Consider the following 9,833-nt stretch of genomic DNA (forward strand, 5'->3'; position numbering starts at 1 on the left):
GGCAACCGGAAAAGCTGGTTGCCAAGAAGGGAGAAGCGCGGTTGGGCTGCGCCCAGGCCGTACGGGGAACGAACCGAGGCCCTTCCTGTGGCTGGCAGCCCTTCGAAGAGCGCGCGCCTGCGGCGCGGAAGTGAGGGGGCGCGTCTTGGCGTGGTGGGGGTCGCCCGTGGTGCACCCGGGTCGCCGGACGCACCACGGGGGGACACATCCCACTTGGATTTTTCCAGTTGGAACTGTTTTGCCTTACACGGACAGCAGTCGGTCGAAGAACGCGCGGTAGCGGCGGAGGGCCTTGCGGAGTTCCTCCGTGTCCACCTGTTCTCCCTGCTGCCACTGGCCCTCCAGGGAACGCTTGTGGTCGGCGAAGGTCGTGGCCAGGCTTTGGACCACCTGGGCCACCAACTCGTCCGCTCGGCGCACCGCGTCCCTCGGGTCGTCCACGAAGTCCGACTGGAGGGCCCGCCACTCGGTTCGGAACCCGTCTGCCTCGGTCGAACCGAACAGCGGCTCGGTGTCGGAGCGGTCCGTCGTGGGCTGCTCCGGGTGGGGGTACTGCTCGACCGGCTGCTCCTGCCGGTCCTGTTGGGGGACGGCGTGGGGCTGGTCGGTTTCCTGCGCGTAGCCCGTCGGTTCCTGTTCGTAGTCCGCCACGGGCTCCTGGTACTCGGGGGCGTTCTCGTCGTGCCGCCGGTTGGCGAAGTCCTCGGTGGTCAGCCGCTCGGTCATCAGCGCGCTCCTTCTTCCCTGCGGTCGTCTTCGTGACGGTGCAGCAGGTCCTCGAAAAGCGTGCGGTAGTGCACCATCGCCGCACGCAGGTCCTCGGTGGACGCCTCGCCCCGGTCCTGGCGCTGCGAGATCGTGTGCGCCTCGCGGTAGTGCTCCAGCGTGTTCGCGTGCTCGACGGACAGCAACGCCTCGCGGCGCTCGTACCCCTCGGTGGGGTAGCCGCGCTCCGCCATCAGGTCGGTCACCAGGCGGTCCGCCTGGGTCACCGCCTCCTGCGGCGAGTCGACGAACCGCTCCTGGATGCGCGACCAGTCGCGGGCGTAGCTCTCCCTGGTCACGGGGGTCAGCGGGCGGAGTTCGAGCTTCGCGTGCTCACGCTCGCGCTCGACCAGTTCACGCTCCGCGGCCATCCGGTTGTCGCTGCGCTCGACGGCCCGGTCGTACTCGGGGCCGAACCGCTCGCGCAACCGCTTGCGCTGCAAGAAGAATCGCGACAGCAATGCGACCGCTGCCACGACGACCAGCACGACGACGATGACGCCGATGAGGGTGCCGGTGGACATCTGTGGCCTCCTTGGGCTCGGATGTCCACCGGGTTCCCACCATCGAGTGAGAGTAAAACTCCTACCCCTTGACGCAGACGACCTGCTTGAGCCGCGTGACGACCTCCACCAGGTCGCTCTGCTGCGCGATCACGGTGTCGAGGTCCTTGTACGCGCCCGGGATCTCGTCCACGACGCCCGCGTCCTTGCGGCACTCCACCCCGGCGGTCTGGGCGGCCAGGTCGGCGGCGGTGAACGTCTTGCGCGCCTTGGTCCGGGACATCTTCCGGCCCGCGCCGTGCGACGCCGACTCGAACGAGTCCGGGTTGCCCAGGCCGCGCACGATGTACGAGCCGGTGCCCATCGAGCCCGGGATGATCCCGAGTTCGCCCTTGCGGGCCCGGATCGCGCCCTTGCGGGTGACCAGGACGTCCTCGCCGAAGTGGTGCTCCTCGGACACGTAGTTGTGGTGGGCGCTGATCGGCTCGTCGAAGGTGGCGTGGGGGAAGTGCCGGCGCAGGACCTCGGTGACGAGCTTGAGCATGGTCGCCCGGTTGCGGCGCGCGTACTCCTGCGCCCAGTACAGGTCGTGCCGGTAGGCGGCCATCTCCGGCGTGCCGGACAGGAACACGGCCAGGTCCGGGTCGGGCAGGCTCTCGTTGTGCGCGAGCTTGCGCGCGACCTGGATGTGGTGCTGCGCCAACTGGTTGCCGATGCCCCGCGAACCCGAGTGCAGCATGACCCACACCCGGTCGTCGGTGTCGAGGCAGACCTCCAGGAAGTGGTTGCCGCCGCCGAGGGTGCCCATCTGGCGCAGGGCCTTGCCCTGGTCGAGGGTCGGCACGAGGCGGTCGAAGCCGTCCCAGAAGGCGTCGGGGGAGACGACCGGCTCCTTGTGCATGGCGAACCCGACCGGCACGGCCTTCTCCAGGGCGCCGCGCAGGTGCTTGAGGTCGGCCGGCAGGTCGTTCGCGTGGAGCGAGGTGCGGACGGCGGTCATGCCGCACCCGATGTCCACGCCGACCGCGGCCGGCGAGACCGCGTCCTTGAGCGCGATGACGGAGCCGACGGTGGCGCCCATGCCGTAGTGCACGTCGGGCATGACCGCGACGTGCTTGACCGCCCAGGGGAGGGCGGAGATGTTGCGCAGCTGTCGCAGCGCCTGCTCCTCGACCTCGTCCGGGTTGGCCCACAGCCGGATGTCCACGCGGGAACCGGCGATCGTCGTTGCGGTCATGGCTCAAGGCTAGGTCGGCCCGTGGCGGACCGCGATCGGGTTTACGCCGTGGTCGGGGAGGGCCGCCCGGCCCTCCCCGCTCGGCCTAGCGGCTGACCGCCTTGCGGTACTGGCGGATCGCCAGCGGAACGAAGACGACCAGGAACACCACGACCCAGATGAGCGTGGTCAGCACCGGGTGCTGGAGCGACCACACGTCGGCCTTCGGGAACGCCGGGTTGGTGTTGCCGAACAGCTCGCGCGCGGCGGCGGTCACGGCGGACACCGGGTTCCACTCCGCGAAGACCTTCAGCGGGCCCGGCAGGTTGCTCTCCTGCACGAAGGTGTTCGCGATGAAGGTCAACGGGAAGATGGCGATGAAGCTCGCGTTGTTGAACACCTCCGGGCTGCGCACCATCAGGCCCACGATCGCCATGCCCCACGACAGCGCGTAGGCGAACAGCAGCAGCAGCGCGAACCCGGCCAGCGCCTCGAAGAACGACGAGTGGATGCGCCAGCCGACCAGCAGACCCGTCAGGGACATCACGACGATGACGATGACGTTGTTGAGCAGGTCCGACGTGGTCCGCCCGATCAGCACGGCCGACCGCGCCATGGGCAGCGACCGGAACCGGTCGATGACGCCCTTCTGGATGTCCTCGGCCAGGCCGCTGCCGGTGATGGTCGCGCCGAACACGACGGTCTGGGCGAAGATGCCCGCCATCAGGAACTCGCGGTAGTCCATGCCGGGGATCTCGATCGACCCGCCGAACACGTACGCGAACAGCAGCACGAACATGATCGGCGACAGCGTCGAGAAGACCAGCAGGTCCGGCACGCGCTTGATCTTGATCAGGTTGCGCTTGGCGACGACCGCGCCGTCACCCAGCGCCTGCACGATGGTGCTCATTCCCCCTGCTCCTCCTGCTTGTCCTCGGCCGCGTGCCCGGTGAGCGTCAGGAACACGTCGTCCAGCGTGGGCCTGCGCAGGCCCACGTCGAGCACCTTGATCGCCTCGCCGTCCAGCCGCCGGATGCCCTCGACCAGCACCTCCGATCCGCCGGACACGGGCACGGTGAGCCGGTGGCCCCGCTCGTCCACCACGATCTCGCCGATCGCCAGACCCCCGAGGACCTCGCGGGCCTTGGCCACGTCCTGCGCGGAGCCCACGGACAGCTCCAGCCGCTCACCGCCGACCTGGGCCTTCAGCTCGTCCGCGGTGCCCAGCGCGATGACGTGGCCGTGGTCGATGACGGCGATCTTGTCCGCCAGCCGGTCGGCCTCCTCCAGGTACTGGGTGGTCAGCAGCAGCGTGGTGCCGCCCGCGACCAGCTCCTCGATGACGTCCCACATGCCGAGCCGGCTGCGCGGGTCCAGGCCCGTGGTCGGCTCGTCCAGGAACAGCACCTTGGGCGTGGCGACCAGCGCGCCCGCCAGGTCCAGCCGGCGGCGCATGCCGCCCGAGTAGCCCTTCACCGGCCGGTCGGCGGCCTCCACCAGGTCGAACCGCTCCAGCAGCTCGCGCGCCCGTTCCCGGCTGCGCTTCTTGCCCAGGTGGTAGAGCCGGCCCACCATGTCGAGGTTCTCGAACCCGGTGAGGTTCTCGTCCACGGCCGCGTACTGGCCGGACAGGCCGATCTGCCGGCGCAGCTCCTTGGCGTCGGCGACGACGTCGAGGCCGCAGACGGTCGCCTTGCCCTCGTCGTGCTCCAGCAGGGTGGTGAGCACGCGCACCGTCGTCGTCTTGCCCGCGCCGTTGGGGCCGAGCAAGCCCATGATGGTGCCCTCCGGCACCACGAGGTCGAGGCCGTTGAGGGCGACGACCGATCCGTAGCGTTTGACCAGTCCCTCGGCCACGATCGCATCTGCCATGGGGTCATCATGGCCTCGCGGTACGACAATTCGGCGGAATTTTTCACCCGGTCAGCGCAAATTCGTCCCTGACCAGCGGTTTTCGTAACCTTCCGTCAACATGGGGACCGTGACGATCACGCGAGCCTCCACATCGGACCTCCCGACCATCCTGCCTTTGGTGCGGGAGTTCTACGAGATCGACGGGCACCACTACGACGAGGCGTTCGTGACGGCGGCGCTGGAGCCGTTGCTCGCCGACGACCGGTACGGGCAGGTGTGGCTGTTCGACACCGGGTACGCGGTGCTCACCTGGGGCTACTCGCTGGAGTCGGGCGGGCGGGACGCGTTGCTGGACGAGTTCTTCGTGCGCAACCGGGGCGGCGGTGTCGGGGGTGCGGTCCTGCGCGCGTTGGTGGACCGGGCGCGCGCGGCCGGCGCGCGGAAGATGTTCCTGGAGACCGAAGCCCCGAACGACGCCGCCCGCCGGTTCTACGGTCGCCACGGGTTCGAAGCCGAGACGTCCACTTGGCTCAGCCAGGTGCTTTAGACCAGGAGCCGGTTGCGCAGTTCGGCGTCACGGAGGATGGGCAGGACGGACGAGTCGAGCACCCGGGCCGCTCCGGGTGCTTCGGCGAGCCGCAGCATCGCCTGGCAGACGTCGGCCAGTGGTTGGCCGCGCACGGTGAGCACCGCTTCCAGCATCTGCTCCGGAGCGCCCCGTTCGCGCCCTTCGGCCCACTGATGGAGGGCCATGACGACCACGCGGTGTGCCTGCTCGCGTCCCTGTGTCAGCACCGGCCGGTTCAGGTCGAACACCTCGATGGTCGCCCGGCCCTTGTCGGTCAGCCCGACGTACTGGCCCAGCGCCGGGGTCAGCAGCAGGTGCTCGAAGGGGTCCTCGACGGTCGGGTCCACCAGCAGCGGCGTGCCGTCGGCGGCCACCGGGAACCGGTCGCGCTTGAGGTTGCTGTTGCACGTGGCGCACGCGAGCAGGTGGTTGAGCCAGTCGAACGTGCGCACCGGATTGCGGGACAACGGCTCGAAGTGGTCGATGTCGGTGCCCTGGCTGTCCCCGCAGTACATGCACCGCTGGTAGCCGGGCGCCATCTCCTCCAGCAACCGCCGCAACGGGCCGTGCACGGTCCGGCGCACCGCGGCCCGCTTCCACGCCGCGCGGGCGGTCCGCACGCGGTCCGGCGCCGCCGTGATCTCCCGGGTCAGCGGCGGCAACCGGTCGGCCAGCTCGGCGGGCAGCGCCGCGCGGGAGAGCCTGATCACCGCCGCAACCGGGCCCGGACCTCGCGCGTGCGCGCGACCGGCGAGCTGGTCAGCAGCGCCTTGAGCTTCTCGTAGCGGCGCACGGTCTTCTCGTCGGCCGCGCCGGTGATCACCCGCACCTCCAGCTCCACCAGCTCGGCGCGCAGCCGCTGCGCCCGCTCCGAGTACGGGGTGTCCAGCCCGAACAGGTCCGACAGCACCGCGTCGTCGCCGCTGCCGTAGACGATCCGCTCGTACAGCGCCCGGTCCACCACCCTCGGCGGCTCCTGCTGGTCGGGGCCGGGCAGCCGGATCAGCCCGCCCGGGTCCGCGGCCTGGCACACGTACGGGCTGTGCGTGGTGACCAGGAACTGGATGTTCGGGAAGTGCTCCTTGAGCCACCCGCCGATCCGCTTCTGCCACGACACGTGCAGGTGCGCGTCCACCTCGTCGATGATCACAACGCCGGGCGCGGTGAGCGCGAGGCCGCCGGCGCGCGTCGGCTCGGTGCGCAGGGTCCCGAAGGACTCGTGGATCTGCTTGACCAGGTCCACCACGAGCGAGGCCACGGTGCGGTAGCCGTCGCTCATCTCGCGCAGCGGGAACCGGTGCCCGCCGCTGTCCACCCACAGCCCGTCGGAGTCCACGCCCCGGATGCGGTAGTCGTCGGGCAGCAGCCCGTCGGACAGGATCGCCAGCGCGACCGACTTGAGCTCCTCCGCGCCCGGCCGCCGTTCCAGCGACCGCAGGTGCTGCTCGATCAGCCACCCGACGCCCTCGGCGAGCGACGCGTCCTCGTGGAACAGCGTCGCCAGCCGGGACACCGGGCCCAGGCTCGACATCAGCCGCTGCGCGTCGGGCGTGCCGCCGACCATGCGCCGGAACGGCCCGTACGCGGCGCAGAACCAGCCGGTGGGGTTGTCCTGCCACGGGCCGCGGGTGGCCGCGGTCCGGCTGCCCTCCAGCTTCTCCCGCAACGACGGCTGCAGCCCGCGGTGGCCGCGCCGGTCCTCCTCCTCCGGCGTGGTCCACACCAGGCCCGCCCACAGCTCGCCGGACGGCCGGCGGCCCTTGCCCGACCACCGCTCGGCGCGCTCGTCCTGGGTGAACCGCACCTGGGCGACGGCCTCGCGCTGCCCGGCGGTGACCCAGTTCTCGAAGTCCGGGACGAGGTTGCGGGCCACCGCGGGGCCGCTGATCGCCAGCGCGATGGCGTGCAGGAGGGAGGTCTTGCCCGAGCCGTTGCGGCCGGCGATCACGGTCCAGCCGGGCGCGGTGAGCTTGAGGTCCACTTCGCGGGCGCCGTGAAACCCCTTGATGTTCCGCAGCCGGACCTGCGAGATGTGCATGGTGGCGACTGTAGTGGGGGTGGGTGGCCGGCCGGTGCGGTCGCGGGCCCGGGAGCAGCGCTTGTGGCGGAGGCATCTTATGGGGTGCGTATGCATCTTCTTAGAGCCCGAACGAGTGAACTGAAATTCCTTCGCCGGACCACTAGGGTGTTCGCAGTCTTTTCACGAGGAGCGAGGGCGAATGGCAGCGGTCCAAACCCGACGCAAGCGCAAGCTGGGGCAGTTCCTCAACGCACTGCGCAAGCGCGCCGGCAAGACGGAGATCGACTACCACGCGCTGACCCGCAAGACGCAGTCGACGTTGTCCCGGATGGAAAACGGTTACATCAGTCCGAGTTGGACCGAGCTGAGCGCGCTGCTGGCGCTCTACGGGGCCACCGGCGAGGAGCGGCGCGAGGCGGAAGCCCTGTGGGAGGACGCGAAGCAGGACTCCACGCGCCTGGCCAACGCCGCAGCGTTCACGCCCGAGGCGCGCACGTACGCGCGGCAGGAGGCGGACGCGACCGAGGTGCGCACCATCGAGATGATCGTCATCCCGGGTCTGCTCCAGACCGCGGCGTACGCGGCGGCGATCCGCCTGGCGGGCCGGCGTTTCGTGGACGCGTCGGTGTCGGTGGAGCAGGCCGTGGCGGCGCTGGCGAGCAGGCAGCGCCGGCTGCCCGGGCTGAAGCTGCACGCGGTGATCGACGAGGCCGCCCTGCACCGGGTGGTCGGCGGACCCGAGGTGATGGTTGCGCAGTTATCGCACCTTTTGGACATGTCGAAGCAGACCAACATCACGATCCAGGTGATCCCGTTCGGCGCCGGGGCGTACGGGACCATGTCGGGCGGCGGCGCGACCGCCCTGTTGTTCGAGGAAGGCGATCCCTCCACCGTGTACCTGGAGTACGCCGGCGGTGGGAAGTGGGTCGACAACCCTGCCGATGTGGAGAAGTACCTGCTTCACTTCCAGGACATGGCCGGCGAGGTCGCTCTCCCGCCCAAGGACTCGGCTTCGTTGATCAGAGAACTGGCAACCGCACTGAAGGAAACATGAACACGAAGAAGACGTGGCGTAGAAGCTCGTATTCGGGCGCGGCCAACAACTGCGTCGAGCTGGCGGTCGGCCCCACGGCCGCGGTTGTTGTTCGTGACAGCAAGAAACCCGGACTGGAACTGACCTTTCGGGACGGTCCGTTCCGGGCGTTCCTCTCCGCACTCCGCCAAAGCTGACCGATTTTCACGATTCCGCCGTCGCCGCCCGCGTTCGCACGCGGGCGGTGTCGTCCGGGTCGCGCTAGGCCGGTCGAGTGACGTGGGGGCGACGGTCCATTGAGGACCGAAGGACTCCATGTGCGTGATTCCGCAGGTTTCGCGGCGGTGGTGACTTCGGGCGTGGTAGTACGGTCGTCGAATTGTTGTGGCGTCACGGGGTTGGAGATGTGACGCCGCCACGGTTTGTGGCGTCCGGGGTCGTCGGTGGGGCGCACGCTTCGTTGTGGGAAGTTGTGTGTCACAGCAACTCTCCCCTCAGGGTTGATCACCTCCGCCTCGGGATCACTGTAAATTCCACAGTGGACTGTTTTCGCGCCTGTCCTAAGTAGACAATGTTTGGCGTGCGCTGATTGCCGGTGGGCTGGTGGCGCTGGGGTTGACTGGGCGTGCTCGGGGCCACCCGGAAGTGCAGTTTTGGCTACCCGGTCGGGTGACGAGCGGCGCTTTGGTGAGAACCGGCCCCGATAGTGGGGGGAGTGGCGACCAGGCGGGGGAGGCGTGGGCGGCGACGGGACTGGGCTCAGGTTTCGGCCCTGGTGTCGGCGTTGGCCGCGGTGGGGGCGTTGGTGTTCACGGCGCTGTCGTTGCAGGCCACGCGGGACCAGATCGAGATCGCCGAGCGCGGTCAGCTCACCGACCGGTACAGCAAGGCGGTCGAGCAGCTCGCCCACGGGCGGTTCGAGGTGCGGCTCGGCGCGGTGCACGCGTTGGAGCAGATCGCGCGGGACTCGGGGACGCACCGGGTGGCCGTGGTGTCGGTCCTGACGTCCTTCATCCGCGGCGAGCGGCACATCACGCCCGGTGGCGGGGCGGCGTGCGAGGTCGAGGAGTTCTACGACGTCGGGTCGGCCCGGCACGACGTCCACGCCGCCCTGACGGCGGTGGCGCGCCTGGACGCGGGTGACGACGTGGACCTGAGCCTGTCGTGCCTGGACAGCGCCCTGCTGGTGGGCGCGAAGCTGCGGTGCGCGAACCTCGACGGGACCTTCCTGCGGCACGCGTCGCTGATCGGCGCCGACTTGCGCGGGGCGTCGCTGTCGAGCGCCCGCCTGGACGCCCCGGAGGCGGTGGGACCGGGCGGTGTCGGCGCGGTCCTGCGCGGCGCGTCGCTGGTGGGGGCGCGGTTGACGGGGGCGACCCTGCGCGGTGCCGTGTTGGAGCGGGTGGACCTCTCCGGTGCCGACCTGACCGACGCGGACCTGGCGGGCGCCGACCTCGACGGCGCCAACCTGGCCGGCGCGTACGTCCGGGGAGCGGACTTCACCGGCGCGACGCTCGACTTCGCCGCCGCCCTGCGCGCCGGCGCCGTCGACGACTACCCGCCCGCGCCGCGGGGGTGCGGGCAGTGAGGAGAACGGGATGAGCGAGCAGAACTGCCCGAACGGCACGGCCTGGCAGGACGGCTGGTACTACCCGGACCCGCCCGGCGACGGCAGCGGCCTCCAGCAGTACGCGAAGGGCCAGTGCTTCGGCGGCAGACCGGGGACCACGTGGCGCTACAAGCACTCGATCCTGCCACCCGAGCCACCCCACCCGCCGGGCCCGTGGGGCGGGGGCACGCCGGACTGACTCACCCGCCCGCGCGGGTGGAGCGGGGCCGGCGGGGGCGATGCCGGCGGGAGGGCTGAGCCGCCC

General features: G+C 70.2%; 12 protein-coding genes. 5 read left to right on the forward strand and 7 right to left on the reverse strand.

Going from position 1 to position 9,833, the window contains the following annotated elements; all coding sequences use genetic code 11:
* Positions 1 to 243: 243 nt before the first annotated feature.
* From AB0A74_RS41505 to AB0A74_RS41525, 5 genes are all read right to left on the reverse strand, one after another.
* On the reverse strand, positions 244 to 726 hold the full coding sequence (locus AB0A74_RS41505; RefSeq protein ID WP_358258560.1) for a hypothetical protein: 483 nt from the start codon (positions 724 to 726) through the stop codon (positions 244 to 246).
* Entirely contained in the window at positions 726 to 1,289 is a 564-nt protein-coding gene (locus AB0A74_RS41510) for a hypothetical protein (RefSeq protein ID WP_358258562.1), read from the reverse strand. The genes AB0A74_RS41505 and AB0A74_RS41510 overlap by 1 nt, the downstream gene beginning before the upstream one ends.
* Before the next feature lie 61 nt (positions 1,290 to 1,350).
* Positions 1,351 to 2,505: an RtcB family protein gene (locus AB0A74_RS41515; protein ID WP_358258564.1), complete on the reverse strand. Its 1,155-nt coding sequence runs from the start codon at positions 2,503 to 2,505 to the stop codon at positions 1,351 to 1,353.
* A gap of 85 nt (positions 2,506 to 2,590) precedes the next feature.
* Positions 2,591 to 3,394: an ABC transporter permease gene (locus tag AB0A74_RS41520; protein ID WP_358258565.1), complete on the reverse strand. Its 804-nt coding sequence runs from the start codon at positions 3,392 to 3,394 to the stop codon at positions 2,591 to 2,593.
* Positions 3,391 to 4,356, reverse strand: coding sequence for an ATP-binding cassette domain-containing protein (locus AB0A74_RS41525; RefSeq protein WP_358258567.1), 966 nt, complete (start codon positions 4,354 to 4,356; stop codon positions 3,391 to 3,393). Before AB0A74_RS41525 ends, AB0A74_RS41520 begins: the two co-directional genes overlap by 4 nt.
* Before the next feature lie 100 nt (positions 4,357 to 4,456).
* On the opposite strand from AB0A74_RS41525, the gene AB0A74_RS41530 reads away from it, so the two are divergent.
* Positions 4,457 to 4,885, forward strand: coding sequence for a GNAT family N-acetyltransferase (locus AB0A74_RS41530; RefSeq protein ID WP_358258569.1), 429 nt, complete (start codon positions 4,457 to 4,459; stop codon positions 4,883 to 4,885).
* Here AB0A74_RS41530 and AB0A74_RS41535 read toward each other — a convergent pair.
* Positions 4,882 to 5,616, reverse strand: a complete 735-nt coding sequence (locus AB0A74_RS41535; RefSeq protein WP_358258571.1) for an HNH endonuclease — start codon at positions 5,614 to 5,616, stop codon at positions 4,882 to 4,884. The two genes, AB0A74_RS41530 and AB0A74_RS41535, sit on opposite strands and share 4 nt — an antisense overlap.
* On the reverse strand, positions 5,613 to 6,944 hold the full coding sequence (locus AB0A74_RS41540) for an AAA family ATPase (RefSeq protein WP_358258573.1): 1,332 nt from the start codon (positions 6,942 to 6,944) through the stop codon (positions 5,613 to 5,615). The genes AB0A74_RS41535 and AB0A74_RS41540 overlap by 4 nt, the downstream gene beginning before the upstream one ends.
* Positions 6,945 to 7,125: 181 nt before the next feature.
* On the opposite strand from AB0A74_RS41540, the gene AB0A74_RS41545 reads away from it, so the two are divergent.
* The 4 genes from AB0A74_RS41545 (at position 7,126) to AB0A74_RS41560 (ending at position 9,767) form a co-directional block, all read left to right on the forward strand.
* Complete coding sequence (locus tag AB0A74_RS41545; protein ID WP_343936245.1) at positions 7,126 to 7,980, forward strand: helix-turn-helix transcriptional regulator; 855 nt, start codon at positions 7,126 to 7,128, stop codon at positions 7,978 to 7,980.
* The gene (locus tag AB0A74_RS41550) at positions 7,977 to 8,156 is read left to right on the forward strand and encodes a DUF397 domain-containing protein (RefSeq protein WP_358258575.1); all 180 of its coding nucleotides are present in this window, start codon (positions 7,977 to 7,979) and stop codon (positions 8,154 to 8,156) included. The genes AB0A74_RS41545 and AB0A74_RS41550 overlap by 4 nt, the downstream gene beginning before the upstream one ends.
* Positions 8,157 to 8,734: 578 nt before the next feature.
* Complete coding sequence (locus AB0A74_RS41555; protein WP_358258577.1) at positions 8,735 to 9,547, forward strand: pentapeptide repeat-containing protein; 813 nt, start codon at positions 8,735 to 8,737, stop codon at positions 9,545 to 9,547.
* A gap of 10 nt (positions 9,548 to 9,557) precedes the next feature.
* Complete coding sequence (locus AB0A74_RS41560) at positions 9,558 to 9,767, forward strand: hypothetical protein (protein ID WP_358258579.1); 210 nt, start codon at positions 9,558 to 9,560, stop codon at positions 9,765 to 9,767.
* Positions 9,768 to 9,833 lie beyond the last annotated feature (66 nt).

The sequence above is a fragment of the Saccharothrix sp. NPDC042600 genome (genome assembly GCF_040647305.1).
GTDB classification, from domain to species: domain Bacteria; phylum Actinomycetota; class Actinomycetes; order Mycobacteriales; family Pseudonocardiaceae; genus Actinosynnema; species Actinosynnema mutabilis.

Coding starts and splice junctions, on each gene's coding strand:
- AB0A74_RS41505 (WP_358258560.1), bottom strand. CDS start 726: ATGACCGAGCGGCTGACCACCGAGGACTTCGCCAACCGGCGGCACGAC.
- AB0A74_RS41510 (WP_358258562.1), bottom strand. CDS start 1,289: ATGTCCACCGGCACCCTCATCGGCGTCATCGTCGTCGTGCTGGTCGTC.
- AB0A74_RS41515 (WP_358258564.1), bottom strand. CDS start 2,505: ATGACCGCAACGACGATCGCCGGTTCCCGCGTGGACATCCGGCTGTGG.
- AB0A74_RS41520 (WP_358258565.1), bottom strand. CDS start 3,394: ATGAGCACCATCGTGCAGGCGCTGGGTGACGGCGCGGTCGTCGCCAAG.
- AB0A74_RS41525 (WP_358258567.1), bottom strand. CDS start 4,356: ATGGCAGATGCGATCGTGGCCGAGGGACTGGTCAAACGCTACGGATCG.
- AB0A74_RS41530 (WP_358258569.1), top strand. CDS start 4,457: ATGGGGACCGTGACGATCACGCGAGCCTCCACATCGGACCTCCCGACC.
- AB0A74_RS41540 (WP_358258573.1), bottom strand. CDS start 6,944: ATGCACATCTCGCAGGTCCGGCTGCGGAACATCAAGGGGTTTCACGGC.
- AB0A74_RS41545 (WP_343936245.1), top strand. CDS start 7,126: ATGGCAGCGGTCCAAACCCGACGCAAGCGCAAGCTGGGGCAGTTCCTC.
- AB0A74_RS41550 (WP_358258575.1), top strand. CDS start 7,977: ATGAACACGAAGAAGACGTGGCGTAGAAGCTCGTATTCGGGCGCGGCC.
- AB0A74_RS41560 (WP_358258579.1), top strand. CDS start 9,558: ATGAGCGAGCAGAACTGCCCGAACGGCACGGCCTGGCAGGACGGCTGG.